This window comes from Duganella aquatilis, assembly GCF_009674565.1.
In the GTDB taxonomy this organism is placed as follows: Bacteria; Pseudomonadota; Gammaproteobacteria; order Burkholderiales; family Burkholderiaceae_D; genus Rugamonas; species Rugamonas aquatilis.
This window is the reverse complement of sequence record NZ_WKJL01000011.1, coordinates 179211-197996: the sequence shown is the minus strand read 5'-3', so window position 1 is coordinate 197996 and position 18786 is coordinate 179211. Positions and strand designations below refer to the sequence as shown.

Here is an 18786-nt window from a genome sequence, read left to right as displayed (position 1 = left end):
GCCAGGGGCGCGGCCAGCAGTCCAAGGGCCCGGCCCGTGGTCCGCGCCAGCCGGATCCGCTGCAAACCACCTTTGGTTTCGGCGCCGCCAGTGGCGCGCCGCGCCGTGGCCAGCCGCCGCGCGGCGGCGCCGCCGACCACGGCATGCCGCGTCGTCGCAAGGGTTAAGCAGGTCACTTTCGCCTTGTTGTAAGTCTGCCATGCCGCCCGTGCGGCATTGCAGCGAAGTTCATATAAGGTTATAATATCCAGCCTAGTAGAAGTTCCAAGTCGCGTCATTGCCCCGGAACTCTTCATCTGGCTAGGTGTTATAGAAAGATGGGCAGATGCCCATTTTTTTTTTGTTGAACCGTTTTAAACGGCCTGTTTTGCACCATATAAACAGGCCTTGAACTGGAGAATTTCTTGCAGCTTCTGGATTTAATTGAAAAGACCGTCGTCGGTCTGGGCTATGAGCTGGTTGATGTCGAACGGGCCGAGCGTGGACTGCTGCGCGTGTTTATCGATTTCAGCGCGGAAGATGCCGAAGAAAAAGGCCTGATCACCGTGGAAGATTGCGCCACGGTCAGCCACCAGCTGTCGCACGTGCTGACGGTCGAGAACGTGAATTACGAGCGTCTCGAAATCTCGTCGCCGGGGCTGGATCGTCCGCTGCGCAAGCTGTCGGATTTTTCACGTTTTGTCGGCTGCGAAGTAGTGATCAAGCTGCGCGCGGCCATGCCGGGTACGAACAACCGGAAATCGTTCACGGGCATCCTGCTGGAGCCTGATGGCGAGAAATTGTCGTTGGAATTTGAAAGCAAGGAAGGTCCGGCGCAGTTGGATTTTACGCTCGCCGATATGGATAAGGCACGCTTGGTGCCGCAGGTGGATTTTAAGGGACGCAAAGCATGAGTCGCGAAGTTTTGTTATTGGTAGACGCGCTGGCGCGTGAGAAGAACGTCGATAAAGATGTCGTTTTCGGCGCACTGGAATTCGCGTTGGCGCAAGCCACGAAGAAACGTTATGAGGGTGAAGTGGACATCCGCGTTTCGATCGACCGCGAGTCGGGTGAGTTCGAATCCTTCCGCCGCTGGCACGTGGTGCCTGACGAAGCCGGCCTGCAACTGCCGGATCAGGAAATCCTGCACTTCGAAGCCAAGGAACAGATCGCCGACATCGAAGTGGATGATCACATCGAAGAGCCGATCGAGTCGGTCGAGTTCGGCCGCCGCTTCGCCCAGGACACCAAGCAGGTCGTGCTGCAACGCGTCCGTGACGCCGAGCGCGAGCAGATCCTGGCCGACTTCCTGGAACGCGGCGACTCGCTGGTCACCGGCACCATCAAGCGCATGGAGCGCGGCGATGCCATCGTGGAATCGGGCAAGATCGAAGCCCGCCTGCCGCGCGACCAGATGATCCCGAAAGAGAATCTGCGTATCGGCGACCGCGTCCGTGCCTACATCCTGCGCGTCGACCGCAATATGCGCGGCCCGCAAGTGATTCTGTCGCGCACCGCGCCGGAATTCATCATGAAGCTGTTCGAACTGGAAGTGCCGGAAATCGAACAGGGCATGCTGGAAATCAAATCGGCGGCGCGCGACGCCGGCGTGCGCGCCAAGATCGCCGTCTACACGGCCGACAAGCGCATCGACCCGATCGGCACCTGCGTCGGCATGCGCGGTTCGCGCGTGCAGGCCGTGACCGGCGAGCTGGGCGGCGAGCGCGTGGACATTGTGCTGTGGTCGGAAGATCCGGCCCAGTTCGTGATCGGCGCGCTGGCCCCGGCCAATGTGTCCTCGATCGTCGTCGATGAAGAAAAACACGCCATGGATGTGGTGGTGGATGAAGAAAACCTGGCGATCGCGATCGGCCGTTCCGGCCAGAACGTGCGCCTGGCTTCCGACCTGACCGGCTGGAAGATCAACATCATGACGGCCGAGGAATCGGCCGACAAGGCAGCCCAGGAAACCGCCGCGATCCGCGCGCTGTTCATGGAAAAACTGGACGTCGACCAGGAAGTGGCCGACATCCTGGTGGAAGAAGGCTTTGCCAGCCTGGAAGAAATCGCGTACGTGCCGATCTCCGAGATGCTGGAAATCGAATCGTTCGACGAAGATACCGTCAACGAACTGCGCACCCGCGCCCGTGACGCCCTGGTCACCGAAGCGATCGCTTCGGAAGAAGGCCTGGAAGGCATGGACGAGGCGCTGGTCGGTCTGGAAGGCATGGACCGCATCACCGCGGGCAAGCTGGGCCTGGCTGGTATCAAAACGGTAGAAGCTTTTGCCGGCCTGGCTTACGACGAATTTGGCGCCATCCTGGCGTTGTCGTCGGACCGTGCACGAGCACTGATTACGAGTGAATTTGAAGATGTGACCGACGATGAGATGAAGTTGGTCGACGCGAAATACGATGACCGCGCCAAAGGCCTGCAAGCCAAGGCGTGGAGTCTGACTGAATCCGCAAAGGCTTAATTTGAGTATCTTTATCATCTCCGCGACACATAGAAAAGAGGACTGAATGGCGAGTAACAACGTAGCCCAATTTGCCACCGAACTGAAGATGCCTGCAGACTTGCTGCTGACGCAGCTGCGTTCTGCCGGCGTCGACAAAAGTTCGGCGTCAGATCCATTGTCGAAAGAGGATAAGGATAAGCTGCTCGATCACCTGCGCCGTACCCACGGCGCCGGCGCTGAAGAGAAGAAGAAAATTACGCTGACGCGCAAGGAAACCACCGAGATCAAGCAGGCCGACGCCAATGGCAAGGCCCGCACGATCCAGGTGGCGGTCAAGAAAACCCGTACCTTCGTGCAGCGCGACGAACCGCTGACCACCACGCCTGCCGCACCGGCAGCGCCGGTGGTCGACGCGGCGGAAAACGCGCGCCGCGAAGAAGAGGCCCGTAAGCAGGCTGAACTGATTGCCCGTCAGGAAGCGGACCTGCGCGAGAAGCAGGAGCGCCTGGCCAAGCTGGAAGCGGACAAAGCCGCCCAGGAAAAAGCCAACGCCGAAGCCGAAGCCGCCGCCAAGAAGGAAGCCGAAGCCGAAGCCAAGGAAGAAGCGCGCAAAGCCGCCGCCGCCAAGGCCGCCGCTGCCGCTGCGCCCGCCTCGGCGCCAGCCGCCGCGCCTGCGGTCGACACCGCTGCGGAAGACGCGAAGAAAAAAGCTGCTGCCGACGAAGCCAAGAAGAAATCCGCCGCTGCCGCCAAGGAAGCCGCCGAGCAGGCTGCCGCCACCGAGCGCGCACGCCAGGCCGTGGCCGACGAAGTGGCCCAGATCAAGGCCATGATGAACGCGCCGCGCCGCGCCATCAAGGCGCCGGAGCCGGCGCCTGCGCCGGTCAAGCCGAAGGTTGCCGAAGGCACGCTGCACAAGCCGGCCACCGGCGCCGCGGCCAAGCCAGGCGACAAGCCGGGCGACAAGAAACCCGCCGTTGCCGGCGCGGACAAAAAATCGATCAAGTCGGCCAATGTGTCGTCGACCTGGCAGGACGACGCGAAAAAACGCGGCGCGCCAGGCGGTGGCAACAAGGGCCGCGGTGCGGGCGCGGGCGCCAGCACCGGCCGCGACAGCTGGCGCGGTGGCAAGGGCGGCGGTCGCCGTCACCACCAGTCGGATGACCGCGAAAGCAATTTCCAGGCGCCGACCGAAGCCGTCGTCAAGGACGTGCACGTACCGGAAACCATCACCGTGGCCGAACTGGCGCACAAGATGTCGGTCAAGGCGTCCGAGGTCATTAAACAGCTGATGAAGCTGGGCCAGATGTGCACCATCAACCAGGTGCTGGACCAGGAAACCGCGATGATCGTGGTCGAGGAAATGGGCCACAAGGCCCACGCCGCCGAGATCGACGATCCGGAAGCGATCCTGGCCGACCAGGGCGAGCACGCGCACTTCGAGTCCGTGTCGCGCGCACCGGTGGTGACCGTCATGGGTCACGTCGACCACGGTAAAACCTCGCTGCTGGATTACATCCGCCGCGCCAAAGTGGCGTCGGGCGAAGCCGGCGGCATTACCCAGCACATCGGCGCCTACCACGTGGACACCCCGCGCGGCATGATCACCTTCCTGGATACGCCGGGTCACGAAGCCTTTACGGCGATGCGTGCCCGCGGTGCGAAAGCCACCGACATCGTGATCCTGGTGGTGGCGGCCGACGACGGCGTGATGCCGCAAACCAAGGAAGCGATCGCCCACGCGAAAGCGGCCGGCGTGCCCCTGGTTGTCGCGATCAACAAGATCGACAAACCGGGCGGCAATGTGGACCGTGTGACGCAGGAACTGGTTGCCGAGAGCGTGGTGCCGGAAGAATACGGTGGCGATTCGCCATTCGTGCCGGTGTCGGCCAAGACCGGCGAAGGCATCGACGCGCTGCTGGAGCAAGTGCTGCTGCAAGCCGAGGTGCTGGAACTGAAGGCGCCGATCGACTCGCCGGCCCGCGGCCTGGTGGTTGAGGGCCGTCTGGACAAGGGCAAGGGCCCTGTGGCCACCGTGCTGGTGCAGTCCGGTACGCTGAAGCGCGGCGACGTGATACTGGCGGGTTCGTCCTTCGGCCGCGTGCGCGCGATGCTGGACGAAAACGGCAAGCCGATCAACGAAGCCGGTCCATCGATCCCGGTCGAAATCCAGGGCCTGACCGAAGTGCCGCAAGCCGGTGAAGAAGTCATGGTCATGGCCGACGAACGCAAGGCGCGCGAAATCGGTCTGTTCCGTCAAGGTAAGTTCCGCGACGTCAAACTGGCCAAGCAGCAAGCCGCGAAGCTGGAAAACATGTTCGGCCAGATGGCCGAAGGCGAAGTGAAAAACCTGCCGCTGATCATCAAGACCGACGTGCAGGGTTCGCAGGAAGCGCTGGTTGGCTCGCTGCAGAAACTGTCGACCTCGGAAGTGCGGGTGCAGATCGTGCACGCGGCGGTCGGCGGCATCACCGAGTCGGACGTCAATCTGGCGGTGGCCTCGAAAGCGGTCATCATCGGCTTCAACGCCCGTGCCGACGCCCAGGCGCGCAAGCTGGCCGAGTCGAACGGCGTGGACATTCGCTACTACAACATCATTTACGATGCGATCGACGAGATCAAGTCGGCGATGTCGGGCATGCTGGCGCCGGAAAAACGCGAAACCGTCATCGGCCAGGTCGAAGTACGCCAGGTTATCCTGGTGTCCAAGGTTGGCGCGATCGCCGGCTGCCTGGTCACCGATGGCGTGGTCAAGCGTTCGTCGTCGGTACGCCTGCTGCGCAACAACATCGTGGTGTGGAGCGGCGAGATCGACTCGCTCAAACGCTTCAAGGACGACGCCAAGGAAGTGCGCGCCGGTCTGGAGTGCGGCCTGTCGCTGAAGAACTACAACGACATCCAGGTGGGCGACTCCCTGGAAGTGTTCGAAGTACAGGAAATCGCTCGTACCCTGTAATTTCGCGGGCACACAGCAGCATCTGGTAAAGTGGACGGGGGCATCAGCTCCCGTCCACTTGCCGTTTATGGAATCATCATGGCAAAACATAGTAAAAACATCCCCCAGCGCGGTCTGCGCGTGGCCGATCAGATCCAGAAAGACCTGTCCGAACTGATCGTTTTTGAACTCAAGGATCCGCGCGTCGGCATGATCACGCTGGCCGAGGTGCAGGTCACCCCGGACTACGCGCACGCCAAGATCTTCTTCACCATGCTGAAGGACGATCCGGAGTCGGTGAAGAACACGCTGGCCGGCCTGCAGGCGGCGTCCGGCTACCTGCGCAATATGCTGGGCAAGCGCCTGCACATCCACACGCTGCCGCAGCTGCACTTCGTGCACGACACCTCGGCCGCGCGCGGCATGGCGATGTCGGCGCTGATCGACCAGGCCAACAGCACCCGCTCGCTGGACGACGGCAAGGAAGACGGCGAAGCGTAATGAATCAGGCCCGTGTAAAACGCGTCCGCGATCTGGTGGACGGCGTGCTGCTGCTCGACAAGCCGGTCGGCTTTTCCAGTAATGACGCACTGATCAAGGCCAAGCGCGTGCTGAACGCCAAGAAGGCCGGCCACACCGGCACCCTCGACCCGTTCGCCACCGGCCTGCTGCCGCTGTGCTTCGGCGAGGCCACCAAGTTCTCGCAGGACCTGCTGGAAGCCGACAAGACCTACGAAACCGTCGTGCACCTGGGCCAGACCACCGACACCGGCGACACCGAAGGCGAAGTGGTGGAAACGCGCGACGTCAACGTCACGCTGGAGCAGATCCACGCCGTGCTGGCGCAATTCCGCGGCCCGATCGCGCAAGTTCCGCCGATGTATTCGGCGCTGAAGCGCGACGGCAAGCCCCTGTACGAGTACGCCCGCGCCGGCATCACGCTGGAGCGCGAAGCGCGCAACGTCACCATCCACAAGCTGGAGCTGGTGTCGTACCAAGCGCCGTTCCTCAAGCTGGCGGTGACCTGCAGCAAGGGCACCTATATCCGCGTGCTGGGCCAGGACATCGGCGCAGCGCTCGGCTGCGGCGCCCACCTGAATGCGCTGCGCCGCACGCAGGTCGGCGCGCTGACCACCGAGCACATGCTGACGCTGGATGAACTGCTCGCGCACGAAGCGCCGTTGAGCCTGCTGTCGCCGGTCGACGCGCTGCTGTCCAGCTTCCCGGCGGTGCAGCTGAACGCCGAGCTGGCGAAACGCTTCCTGAACGGCCAGCGCCTGGCGCTGGGCAAGGAGCCGTCGATCAGCGTGCCGGCGGAGCAGGGCAGGGTGCGCGTCTATCTGGACGCCAAGCTGCTGGGCACGGCCATCCTCGGCGAGTACAGCATCCTGCAACCGGAACGATTAATCGCCTTTGTCGCCGAATAAAGCGATAAAGTTGCAACGCAACATGCTATACTAGCTGGCTACCCGTACGACTTGTACGCACCTGAAGTTTTTCCCCAAGATAACGACCATGTCTACTACTAAACGCGCAATTCGCAATATTGCAATCATCGCCCACGTTGACCACGGTAAAACCACCCTGGTTGACCAACTGCTGCGCCAGTCCGGCACCTTCCGCGAAAACCAGGCGGTCGATACCCGTGTCATGGACTCGAACGACCTCGAAAAAGAGCGCGGCATTACGATTCTGTCGAAGAATTGCGCTGTTGAGTACGAAGGCACCCACATCAACATCGTCGACACCCCAGGCCACGCCGACTTCGGCGGCGAAGTGGAACGTGTGCTGTCGATGGTGGACTCGGTTCTGCTGCTGGTGGATGCCCAGGAAGGCCCGATGCCACAGACCCGTTTCGTGACCCGCAAGGCGCTGGCCCTGGGCCTGAAGCCTATCGTGGTGGTCAACAAGGTCGACCGTCCTGGCGCGCGCGCCGACTGGGCGATCAACCAGACCTTCGAACTGTTCGACAAGCTGGGCGCCACCGATGAGCAGCTGGACTTCCCTATCGTTTACGCTTCGGGCCTGAACGGCTACGCCGGCCTGACCGAAGACGTGCGCTCGGGCGACATGAAGCCGCTGTTCGACGCCATCCTGGAACACGTGCCAGTGCGCGACGACAATCCGGACGGCCCGCTGCAGATGCAAATCACCTCGCTGGACTACTCGTCCTACGTCGGCAAGATCGGCATTGGCCGTATCAACCGCGGCCGCGTGAAAACCGGCCAGGACGTCATCGTCCTGAACGGTCCGGATTCGACCCCGATCAAGGGCCGCATCAACCAGGTGCTGAACTTCAAGGGCCTGGAGCGCGTGCTGGTGGACGACGCTGTTGCCGGCGACATCGTGCTGATCAACGGTATCGACGAAATCGGCATCGGTTCGACCGTGTGCGCACCGGACACCCCGGAAGCGCTGCCGATGCTGACCGTCGACGAGCCGACCCTGACCATGAACTTCATGGTCAACAACTCGCCGCTGGCTGGCCGCGAGGGCAAGTTCGTGACCTCGCGCCAACTGCGCGACCGTCTGGACAAAGAACTGAAAGCCAACGTTGCGCTGCGCGTTGCGCCAACCGACGACGACACCACCTTCGAAGTATCGGGCCGCGGCGAGCTGCACCTGACCATTCTGATCGAAAACATGCGTCGTGAAGGTTTCGAGCTGGCCGTGTCGCGTCCACGCGTGGTGTTCAAGATGGTCGATGGCGTGCGCCATGAGCCGTTCGAGCAACTGTCGGTGGACGTGGAAGAAGCCAACCAGGGCGGCGTCATGGAAGAGCTGGGCCGTCGTCGTGGCGACCTGCAAAACATGGAATCGGACGGCAAAGGCCGTGTGCGTCTGGAATACCGTATTCCAGCACGTGGCCTGATCGGCTTCCAGGGCGAATTCATGACCCTGACCCGCGGTACCGGCCTGATGTCGCACGTGTTTGACGCTTACGCGCCAGTCGACAACACCAAAGGCGAACTGGGCGGCCGTCGCAACGGCGTGCTGATCTCGCAGGACGACGGCGCCGCTGTCGCCTACGCGATCTGGAAACTGCAGGATCGCGGCCGTATGTTCGTGGTCCACAACGACCCGGTGTACGAAGGCATGATCATCGGCATCCACTCGCGTGACAACGATCTGGTCGTGAACCCGATCAAGGGCAAGCAGCTGACCAACGTGCGTTCGTCGGGTACCGACGAAGCGGTGCGCCTGGTGCCGCCGATCCAGATGTCGCTGGAATACGCCGTGGAATTCATCGACGACGACGAACTGGTGGAAATCACCCCGAAATCGATCCGTCTGCGCAAGCGCTTCCTGAAAGAGCACGAGCGCAAGAAAGCCTCGCGCGAAGCGTAAATCGCTTCCTGAAGCCTTTAAAAAGCCGCCCGGCGTCAAGCCGGGCGGCTTTTTTTTGCCCGTTTCAAGGCCATTGTAACGCCATGTTTCTAGATACATAGTAATACTAAGAGTTACAGTGCGTTACGCTGGACGTCTTTATGTATATACATGTCACCAGATGTAAATTATCTTGTGGTTTGTTGCACTAAGTTGGCGCTGAATGTTTTTGCACTGTTTTGGGGAAGTCATGTTTTTTAGAATTTAATTTGCCCTTATCATTTTTAAATTAATAAAAACTGGTGTTAATCTATGTTAAATGATATTTTTGCATAGATTTATTGGTGCATGCCTGTTTCAAATTGGTGATTTGATGCACCATATCAGTGCATTTTTGATGGAAATGTTGTTTTAATGATGAAAAGAATCCCTTGTAATTGACACCACTTTGAGCGACATGGTCTTATCAACGCTTGAGCTTGTTCTTACTTTGTTAAGAAACACGTTCTGGATGTTGGTAATAAAAAGCGCTTTTTGGTTACAAAGTCAAATTGCTAAAAATAGCTGGATGGTGGACACACCCAAACGCTGCCACCAGCACATTCATCGGGAATTGAAAAAACTATGCTGAGAAAAACTGTGATCGCTCGTGCGTTGACCATCGCGTTTGGTAGCGTAATCGTTGCTGCCGGTGTCGTTCAACCAGCCATGGCGCAGTCGAACGCCTCCGGTAATATCTACGGGACCATCGATGCGCCTGCTGGCGCTACGGTCGCGTTGACCAACACCGAAACCGGCCTGAAGCGCGCCGCCAACCTGGACGCCTCGGGCCGTTACCAGGTGACCGCGCTGCCAGCCGGCCACTACCGTGTAGAACTGCTGCGTGACGGCAAAGTCGCGCAAGCCACCGAAGTCGACGTGCTCGCCGGCCAAGGCGCCAACGCCTCGTTCGCCGCCGCCGCCGTCCAGGCCGTGCAAGTGACGGGTCGCCGCAACCGCATCGACGTCTCGAACACCAACAATGGCGCGATCTTCACTGCCAAGGAACTGGAAAAGCTGCCAGTCCAGCAAACCCTGAATGCGATCGTGCTGCTGGCGCCGAACACCACCAAGGGTGATTCCGCGTTCGGCAATACCTCGTCGTTTGGTGGTTCGGGCGTGTCGGAAAACTCGTTCTACCTGAACGGCTTCCCGATCACCAATCCGCTGAGCCAGCTGGGGTCGATGGAACTGCCATTCGGCGCGATCCAGCAAGCGTCGGTAATGACCGGCGGCTTCGGCGCCGAGTACGGCCGTTCGATCGGCGGCGTACTGAGCGTGACCTCGAAGAGCGGCACCAACACCTGGGAAGGCGGCGCGATGTACAGCATCGAGCCAGCCAGCATGCGCGCTTCGTATAAAAACATCAACTACGCCAAGACCGGCGATGTCAACAACGTTGGCACCGACGGCAAGCTGGACCAGCGCCGCGACAACCGTTCGGTCAGCAGCCAGCAGTATGGCGCCTACCTGGGCGGCCCGATTATCAAGGACAAGCTGTTCATGTTCATTGCCGGCGACCAGACCATCGGCAAGGATTCGTATGTCGGTTCGACCTCGGTCACCAATCCGGCCACCATCAACCAGAGCGGCTGGAACCAGAACCGTTCGCAGGAAAACCGCTGGTTGGGCAAGCTGGACTGGAACATCAATGACGATCACCGCCTGGAATTCACCAGCGCCGGCGACAGCAGCCAGACCCGCTACCAGAAATACGGCTACACGCTGAATCCGAACAATCCTAACGCTGCGGCGCAACTGGACGGCGTGCCGAACGGCCAGTTGTACTCGTCGGCCGTGGGCAAAAACCTGGGCCCAACCGATCCTGAATTCCCGGGCACCCCAGGCGCCACCGTCAACATGCTGAAGTACACCGGCAACCTGACCGACAACCTGGTGATCACCGGCCTGTACGGCGTACTGAAGAGCAAACACGGCGTCAGCTACGAAGCACTGGGCGCCAATGCCGGCACCGGTGGCGTACCGCCGACCATTACCTACGGCACCACCGCCAAGTGGGGCGCGATCGATCCTGCGCTGTACCGCAACTACAACATCTTCCCTGGCTATATCAGCACCCCTGGCGAAGATGAAACCAAAGCGGCACGTTTCGATCTGGAATACAAGCTGGACAACCACACGCTGCGCGCCGGTATCGACTCCGCGAAGCTCAATACGTCGGCTGCCGGGCAGGTCCGCAGTGGCGGCTCGTCGTGGGCGTACAAATACGTCGGCGCCGCCAACGTTGGCAAGCCCATCAACCTGTCTGGCGCCCGTCCTGGCAACGTCGCCGACTTTGGCGGCTCCGGTACCGCCGGCTACTACGTGTCGCAATCGATCTTCAACTCGCTGACCTCGGCTGCTGCCAAGCAATCGGCGCAGTACGTGGAAGACCGCTGGCAAGTACGCAAGGACCTGCTGCTGACGCTGGGTCTGCGTAACGACTCGTACAGCAACTCGACTGGCGACGGCGCCAAGTTCGTTGACATGAAGCACGAAGTAGCGCCACGCTTCTCGGCGTCGTGGGATGCCAACGGCGACAGCTCGCTGAAGATCTACGGTAGCGCCGGTCGTTACTACCTGCAACTGCCTACCCAGGTAGCTGCGCGTGCGGCCAGCCGTTCGACCTACACCACCCAGGAGTTTACCTACACCGGCATCGATCCGAACACTGGTGTTCCGCTGGGCCTGAAAGCAGTCAACACCCCGGTGTCGGCTGACGGCGAATACGGCCAAGCCAAGAACGTGCAGTCGGTGGTGGCGGCAGACCTGAAGCCTAACTACCAGGATGAAATCACCCTGGGCTTTGAAAAAGCCTTCAGCCCTGACCTGAACTTCGGCATCAAGGGGACCTACCGCAAACTGGGCGCTGGTATCGATGACAGCTGCGACACCCGTCCGATTCTGAAATTCGCATCCGAACACGGTATCGATATCCAGAACACCGCGGCCGTCAACTGCTTCATCTTCAATCCAGGCCGCGATGTCAGCCTGTGGGTGGACGGTAACGATGCAGCCGGTAACCCGGTTGTCACCGGCAAAGGCCAGATCGCCCACTTCACCGCTGCGGAAATCGGCGAGCCAGACGCCAAGCGTACCTACGCCGCACTGGACTTCTTCGCTGAACACCCAATGCGCAATGGCTGGTATGGCCGCGTGAACTACACGCTGTCGCGTAGCACCGGCAATATGGAAGGCCAGACCCGTTCCGACACCGGCCAGACCGACGTCGGTACTTCGGCAGGCTGGGACTTCCCAGAGTTTGCGCCTGGTTCGGACGGCCTGCTGCCGAACGACCGCAAGCATCAGCTGAAGATGTACGGCTTCTACCAGATCACGCCTGAAGTGACCGTGGGTGCGTTCGCGCTGCTGCAATCGGGTCGTCCTAAGCTGTGCCTGGGCACCAACGATGCGGCCGATAACGGCTCCGATCCGGCCTACCCGCTGGGTCAGATCTACGGCGGTCCTGGCTATGGCGCCGAGTACTACTACTGCGGCGACAAGCCAAGCCCACGCGGCAGCCTGGGTCGTATGCCTTGGGAAAAACGTCTGGATCTGAACCTGGCTTACGCTCCTGCCTACCTCAAAGGCTTCACCGTGAAAGTGGACGTGTTCAACGTGCTCAACAAGCAAGTGCCGATCAGCACCAACCCAACCTATGACGACGGCGATAGCAGCGTGATCACCGCGAAATACGGTGAAGTGATGAGCTATCAATCGCCACGTTATGCCAAGTTCACCGTGGAATACAACCACAAGTTCTAAGTCCTGTGTGATGACGCCGGCGAGCCGGCGTCCATTACCCGCAAACCGCAGCTTCGGCTGCGGTTTTTTTATGTCCGCCCCGCTTAACCTCGCATGTTTTGACACGGAGATTTCATTTGCGTTTTTTCGGGGAGCGCGGTACTTTGGTGCGTGGCAACATAAACGCATTGGAGGATCTCGGTGAGCGACGACAAGACGACCAACCCCTGGCTGAACTGGCCGGGCAATCCCCTCAACCTTGCCCAGCAGGCAAGCGACTACTGGGTCGACGCAGTGCAGCGTTCGGTCCTGTTCATGGATGTGCTGCGCGAGCGCGGCAATGAACGCAATCACCGTGCCGAACAAACCGCGCCGCACGTGCTGACGTTCAAATTCGAGGTCGTCATGGACGGCCGCCACCTGGAGCGTCCCGTCAACTACGGCCTGCTGCACATCCTGCAGCCGGACGGCATCCAGCCCGATCCCACCAAGCGTCCCTTCATCGTCTTCGATCCGCGCGCCGGCCACGGCCCCGGCATCGGCGGCATGAAGCATGACAGCGAAATCGGCGTGGTGCTGAAGGCCGGCCATCCCTGCTACTTCGTCGGCTTCACGCCGCATCCGGTGCCGGGCCAGACCATCGAGGATGTGTGTCGCGCCGAGGCGCAGTTCATCGCCAGGGTGGCCGAGCTGCATCCGCAGGCCGACGGCAAGCCGGCATTGATCGGCAACTGCCAGGCCGGCTGGCAAATCATGATGACCAGCGCGCTGAATCCCGACCTGGTGGGGCCGCTGGTGCTGGCCGGTGCGCCGCTGTCGTACTGGGCCGGCGTGCGCGGCAAGAACCCCTTGCGCTACCTGGGCGGCATCCTCGGCGGCACCTGGATGACGGCGCTGGCTGGCGACCTCGGCAACGGCATCTTCGACGGCGCGCAGCTGGTCGAGAATTTCGAGAAGATGAATCCGTCGAATACGCTGTGGAGCAAGAACTACAACGTCTATTCCAAGATCGACACCGAGGCGCAGCGCTTCCTCGACTTTGAAAAATGGTGGGGCAATCCGGTGCTGCTGAACGCCGGCGAGATGCAGTACATCGCCGATTCGCTGTTCGTCGGCAACCGCCTGAGCGATGCCGCGCTGCTCGACAGCGCCGGCCACCGCATCGACCTGCGCAACGTCAAGTCGCCGATCGTGGTGTTCTGCTCGTGGGGCGACGACATCACGCCGCCGCAGCAGGCTTTGGGCTGGGTGCTGGATTTGTACGAGGACGACGCGGCGCTGGTGGCCGGCGGCCAGACCATCATCTATTCCATGCACCAGAGCATAGGCCACCTCGGCATCTTCGTGTCCGCCTCGGTGGCCAACAAGGAGCACGAGGAATTCACCGCCGCCATGGACATGATCGACATCATGCCGCCGGGCCTGTATGAAGCGGTGTTCCTCGACAAGGACGAGGAAATGCTGCAAGCCGAAATCGCCTCCGGAGATCTGGCGGCCGGCGACTACGTGATGCGCTTCGAACGCCGCAACCTGGACGCGCTGCGGGCGCTGGGCGGCAACGACGTGGCCGATGAACGCCGCTTCGCCACCGTCGCGCGCGTGTCGGAAATCAACAAGGGCCTGTACCAGACCTTCGCCAGCCCGCTGGTGAAAAGCCTGGTGACCGACGCCAGCGCCGAGCACCTGCGCGAGGCGCATCCGCTGCGCATGCGCTACACGGCGTTCTCCAGCAAGAATCCGCTGATGGACCAGATTCCGGCGCTGGCCGAGAAGGTGCGCGCCGAACGCCGTCCGGTGGCCAAGGACAATGTGTTCCTGCAGATGCAGGAGGCGTGGGCGAAGCAGATCGTCGAGGCGCTCGACCGCTACCGCGATGTGCGCGACCAGGCCACGGAAAATATCTTCCTCGGCGTGTACGGCTCGCCGCTGCTGCAGGCGCTGGTGGGTCTGAGCACGGAAGGCGGCAAGCCGCGCCGCATCGGCCGCGATATTGCGCGCGAGGCGACCATCACCGCCAACCGCGCGGCGGCGGCGCTGAAGACGAAAGAGGGCGGCGTCACCGAGGCCATCATTCGTGGTCTGCTGTACATCTTCCGCAGCCCGGAGATGAGCGCGGCCGACGAGCGCGCCTTTGCCGCCATGCGCCAGTTGCGCCTGCGCACCTCGGACGACAAGGAAATGAGCGTCACGCTGCTGAAGAAGATCCTGCGCGAGCAGTATCTGATGTTGCAGGTGAATGAGGAGGCGGCGCTGAACGACCTGCCGCTGCTGCTGCCGGACGAGCCGGATGCGCGCACGACGGCGCTGGGCATCGTTCGCCAGGTGGCGGGCGCGACCGGCACGCTGACCGGCGAAGCGGCCGTGCGCTTCGAGCGCGTGGCCGCCATGTTCGGACCGCAAGCGCCCAAGCTGGCGGTGGTGCGCAAGAAGAAAGGCGAGAGCGCCTGAGTGTGACTGTCTGTTCGCGCCGGCTAACGCGCCGGCTTGAACAGCGCCTTACCGGTGATGTCGGCCACCGTTGCGCAGCCGGCCATCGCCATGCAGATTTCCAGTTCCTCCCGCAGCAGCTTGAGCATGTGGGCGACGCCGAGCGCGCCGGCCACGCTGAGCGCGTACAGTTGCAGCCGGCCGACCGCCACGGCGTCGGCGCCCAGGGCCAGCGCCTTGAAGATGTCGCTGCCGGACTGTACGCCGCCGTCATACATCAGCGGATAGTCCGGGCCCATCGCGGCGCGGATGGCGGGCAGCACATCCAGTCCGGACGGCGCGCCATCCAGGCTGCGGCCGCCGTGGTTGGAGACGGCCAGGCCGGTCACGCCTTCGTCGCGCAAGGCGACCGCGTCGTCCGGATGCAGCACGCCTTTCACCCATACCGGCAACCTGGTCTGGCTCATCACCCAGCGGATGTCGTCCCAGCTGGGCGCGCCGCGCATGGCGCCCTGGAAGAAGCGGCTGTCGCTCGGCCCGTTGCCGGCGAAGCGCGGCGCGATGTCGTAACCGCGCAGGTTGACCGACACCACGTCCGGCGGCATCTGGAATTTGGCCGCCAGCGCGCGGCGGTTGGCGACCTGGATCGGAGCGTCCACTGTCAGCACGATGGCGCGGTAGCCGACCGCTTCGGCGCGGCGCAGCAGGTCCAGCGTGTCCTCGCGGCGCGGCAGCAGGTAAAGCTGGAACCAGCGCTGCGGACCTGCGGCAGCGGCGGTATCTTCCAGCGAGCAGGCGGATTGCGTGCTGGCGATCATGCAGGTTTCCACCGCCTGCGCGGCGCGCGCGGTGTCGATTTCGGCGCCGGCGTGCGCCAGCTTGTGGAAGGCCACCGGCGCCAGAAACAGCGGGTGCGCATGGCGTTCGCCGGCCAGCTCGATGCGCGTGTGGCCGGCGCTGACGTCGCGCAGCAGGCGCGGGTAGATGGCCCATTGTTCAAAGGCCGCGACATTGGCCGCCACGCTCAGGCCATAGCCGCTGCCGCCGCTGATGTAGGCGTGGTGGGACGGCGCCATGAAGTGCGGCGCCAGCGCGGCGTAGTCCTGGGCGTTGCGGATGTCGGCGGGGATTGCGCTCAAGGGAAGCGCGGCGGGAGGCGTGGTGGTCGACATGTTCTATCCTGCGATGTGCATATTTTCGCAGTATAGCGGCTTGTGTTTTTTGATGGATTTAGCGCAGCGGCTTGCGCATGAAGACGCTGTACGGATCGTCGGGATAGCCGCCGTACGGGCCGCAGCGCTCGAAGCCGTGGCGCGCGTAGAGGCCGATCGCTTCCGGCTGCGCCGGGCCGGTTTCCAGCACCATCAGCGGACAGCCGGCGTCGCGCGCGGCTTGTTCCAGCGTGTCCATCAGCTGGCGCGCCAGGCCCTGGCCGCGCATCGCCGGCTGCACGTACATGCGCTTGATCTCGCCGTAGTCCGGCGACAGCACCAGCGCGCCGCAGCCGACGATGGCGCCCGCCGCATCGCGCGCCACCGCGAACTTCACCGCCGGCTGCATCAGCGCGTTCAGGTCCAGCGCGTAGACGGATTCGGGTGGATACAAGGTCATCTGGTAGGCGTCGAGGTCGGCGATCAGGGCGATGACTTCCGGCTGGTTGGGCGTTTCAAAGGCGATGTGCATGACGGACAGTTTGTTGGATGATGTCATCCAGTATAATGGATTTCATGGACATCAACCAATTAATCGCCAGCCGCGTGCTGGCCTTGCGCGAGGCGCGCCAGTTGTCGCTGACGGCATTGGCCGAGCGGAGCGGCGTCAGCCGTTCCAATATTTCGCTGATCGAGCGCGGCGAGAGCAGCGCCACCGCCACCGTGCTGGACAAGCTGGCCGGCGCGCTGGGCGTGACGCTGGCCTCGCTGTTTGAGGCGGGGGAAGATGCGCCGGCCGCACCGTCGCCACTGAGTACGGCCGACACGCAGGCGGTGTGGACCGATCCGGCATCCGGCTACGTGCGGCGGCAACTGTCGCCGGCGGCGCGCTCGCCGCTGCAACTGGTGGAAGTCATCTTCCCGCCGGGTCAGCGCGTCGCCTACGACCAGGTGCGGCGCGAGGCCGACACATACCAGCAAGTCTGGCTGCTGGAAGGCACGATGGACATCAGCGCCGGCGATGGCAGCTGGCGCCTGCATCCCGGCGACTGCCTGGCTTTCCGCGAAGACCAGCCGATCACCTACGCCAATCCCGGCGCCGTACCGGCCCGCTACCTGGTCGGCCTGGTGACGTTGCCGTTCGCCTAGTCCCTGGAGGTGGGCGAGATGGTTTTGCTGACCTTGCCAGTGGCGTCGAGCATCTGGATTTCGGCGGCGCCGCTGGCGCTGACCAGCAGCATCATGCGCACGCGGCCCAGGGCATCCTTCAGTTGCAGCGCCGAGCCTTTATCGCGCGTGTTGCCGAGCCAGATGCGGTTGACGCTCAGGCGCTCTTCTTCGCTCAGCTTTTGCCAGTAGGCTTCGCGCTGGTCGGCGGGCAGCTTGCGCGCCTCGTCGGCGAAGCGCTGGATGTCGGCCATCGAGGTTTTCTGGAAGTAGGGTACGTCGTTGATCCTGACGCCGGTCTGCTGGTGAGTGGCGCTGTCGTTGGTCAGCAGTTGCAGCGTCTGGTCCTGGCGGAAGCGGTCGAAGGTCAGCGACAGGCCGGAGGACACCTTGCCGTCGTCGCTGATGCCGCCTTTCTGGATCAGGCCGCCGTTCTCGGTGCCTTCGTCGTTGATGAACAGCATGCCGGCGAAGGCGCGACGGTCCGGCCGTTCGCCTTCCTTGCCCTGCATGAAGTCGCCGGGAAATTGGGCGCGGTTGGAAATCACCAGCCGCCTGGTGCCGTCCGGTTCGACGATGTTGATGCGGCCGACGGTGATTTCGTCGAACTCGGCGTGCTTGCCCGGATCGCGCGCGCCGGTCAGCAGCATCACGGCGGCGAGGGCGCTGGCCATGGCGGCGGCGCCGGCAAAGAAAGTCTTAAGCTGCGACATGGCGACCTCCAGCGGCCTTGCGCATGCGCCATTCGACCACCAGCAACAGCAGCCCGCCAAACATCAGCAGCGCGCCCAGGTATTGCAGGATCTTGTTCTGCGGCGGATGCACATAGGTCACGTCGGCCAGCTCAAACTTTCGCTTGCCGCCGGCGGCCGGCTCAAAAAATACGCCGCCGCGATTGCCCCACACCTCGATGGTCTGGACCTTGACCCGGTTGGCTTCGAAGTCCGCCTGCGATTTCAGCGACTCTTCTGCGGTCACCGCGTGCGCCGCCATGTTGAGATTTTCAATTTTGGTGAACTGTTCGAATATCTGGTCTGACTCTCCTTCCAGGATCACGCCGGACGACTTGTATTTGTACAGATTGTTAGCGTAGAAGATGCCGTCGTTGGCGGCCAGCATCAGCGCAAAGCCGAGCAGGCAGGCGGCTGCCGCGCCCCAGATGTATTTGCGGGCGTCGTGCAGTCGGCGCTTCACCTCGCCGTTGAGGAACTGGCTGACTTCCGGAATGTGGCGCAGGCTGGTTTGCAGCACGGCGCGGTCGATATCGGCCAGCACTTCTCCGGGCGACAGTTGCAGCGACTTGACGATGGTGCTGAACATATCGGCCGACGGCTGCGACTTGTCGTTTTCCAGTTTGGATAGATACGACTGCTCGATGCCGATCGCTTCCGCGAACTGCGGCTGCGTCAGATTTTTGTCCGTGCGGATCTGTTTCAGCTTTTCCCCAAAATTCATCTGTCCATCCCTTTTATAGTGAGCCTGGAGCGTATTCTTCTGGATTCACGCTGGAATGAGAAGCTGAATATGGCGGAATATGCATGAATATCGTCACTGGCCGC

The 18786-nt window shown here is 62.2% G+C and carries 13 protein-coding genes; 9 read left to right on the top strand and 4 right to left on the bottom strand.

What is annotated here, in order from left to right:
• The first annotated feature begins 404 nt into the window (after positions 1-404).
• From rimP to GJ698_RS16515, 8 genes are all read left to right on the top strand, one after another.
• Positions 405-893 (top strand): ribosome maturation factor RimP, encoded by a 489-nt coding sequence (gene rimP / locus GJ698_RS16550; protein WP_154358933.1) that lies wholly within the window; start codon positions 405-407, stop codon positions 891-893.
• On the top strand, positions 890-2455 hold the full coding sequence (gene nusA, locus GJ698_RS16545) for a transcription termination factor NusA (RefSeq protein ID WP_154358931.1): 1566 nt from the start codon (positions 890-892) through the stop codon (positions 2453-2455). The genes rimP and nusA overlap by 4 nt, the downstream gene beginning before the upstream one ends.
• 46 nt (positions 2456-2501) lie before the next feature.
• Positions 2502-5393 carry a translation initiation factor IF-2 gene (gene infB, locus GJ698_RS16540; RefSeq protein WP_154358929.1) on the top strand — a complete coding sequence of 964 codons (2892 nt, stop codon included), beginning with the start codon at positions 2502-2504 and terminating at the stop codon, positions 5391-5393.
• Positions 5394-5471: 78 nt separating this feature from the next.
• Positions 5472-5873, top strand: a complete 402-nt coding sequence (gene rbfA / locus GJ698_RS16535; protein WP_154358927.1) for a 30S ribosome-binding factor RbfA — start codon at positions 5472-5474, stop codon at positions 5871-5873.
• On the top strand, positions 5873-6799 hold the full coding sequence (truB, locus tag GJ698_RS16530) for a tRNA pseudouridine(55) synthase TruB (RefSeq protein WP_154358925.1): 927 nt from the start codon (positions 5873-5875) through the stop codon (positions 6797-6799). The genes rbfA and truB overlap by 1 nt, the downstream gene beginning before the upstream one ends.
• 88 nt (positions 6800-6887) lie before the next feature.
• Complete coding sequence (gene typA, locus GJ698_RS16525) at positions 6888-8720, top strand: translational GTPase TypA (protein WP_154358923.1); 1833 nt, start codon at positions 6888-6890, stop codon at positions 8718-8720.
• 603 nt (positions 8721-9323) lie between these two features.
• Positions 9324-12503, top strand: a complete 3180-nt coding sequence (locus tag GJ698_RS16520) for a TonB-dependent receptor (protein WP_154358921.1) — start codon at positions 9324-9326, stop codon at positions 12501-12503.
• Between the two features lie 180 nt (positions 12504-12683).
• Positions 12684-14930, top strand: a complete 2247-nt coding sequence (locus GJ698_RS16515; protein WP_371865338.1) for a DUF3141 domain-containing protein — start codon at positions 12684-12686, stop codon at positions 14928-14930.
• Positions 14931-14953: 23 nt separating this feature from the next.
• Here GJ698_RS16515 and GJ698_RS16510 read toward each other — a convergent pair whose 3' ends face one another.
• Together GJ698_RS16510 and GJ698_RS16505 are read right to left on the bottom strand one after the other, a co-directional pair.
• Positions 14954-16081 (bottom strand): alpha-hydroxy acid oxidase, encoded by a 1128-nt coding sequence (locus GJ698_RS16510; protein ID WP_154358919.1) that lies wholly within the window; start codon positions 16079-16081, stop codon positions 14954-14956.
• A gap of 58 nt (positions 16082-16139) precedes the next feature.
• Entirely contained in the window at positions 16140-16619 is a 480-nt protein-coding gene (locus tag GJ698_RS16505) for a GNAT family N-acetyltransferase (protein ID WP_229260026.1), read from the bottom strand.
• A gap of 17 nt (positions 16620-16636) precedes the next feature.
• Here GJ698_RS16505 and GJ698_RS16500 point away from each other — a divergent pair, with 17 nt between their 5' ends.
• Positions 16637-17209 (top strand): helix-turn-helix domain-containing protein, encoded by a 573-nt coding sequence (locus tag GJ698_RS16500; RefSeq protein WP_154358917.1) that lies wholly within the window; start codon positions 16637-16639, stop codon positions 17207-17209.
• On the opposite strand, the gene GJ698_RS16495 is transcribed toward GJ698_RS16500, so the two are convergent.
• Both GJ698_RS16495 and GJ698_RS16490 read right to left on the bottom strand, forming a co-directional pair.
• On the bottom strand, positions 17206-17940 hold the full coding sequence (locus GJ698_RS16495; RefSeq protein WP_154358915.1) for a hypothetical protein: 735 nt from the start codon (positions 17938-17940) through the stop codon (positions 17206-17208). The two genes, GJ698_RS16500 and GJ698_RS16495, sit on opposite strands and share 4 nt — an antisense overlap.
• A complete protein-coding gene (locus GJ698_RS16490; RefSeq protein ID WP_154358913.1) occupies positions 17927-18682 on the bottom strand; it encodes a helix-turn-helix domain-containing protein in 756 nt (251 codons plus the stop codon). The genes GJ698_RS16495 and GJ698_RS16490 overlap by 14 nt, the downstream gene beginning before the upstream one ends.
• Between the last annotated feature and the right edge of the window lie 104 nt (positions 18683-18786).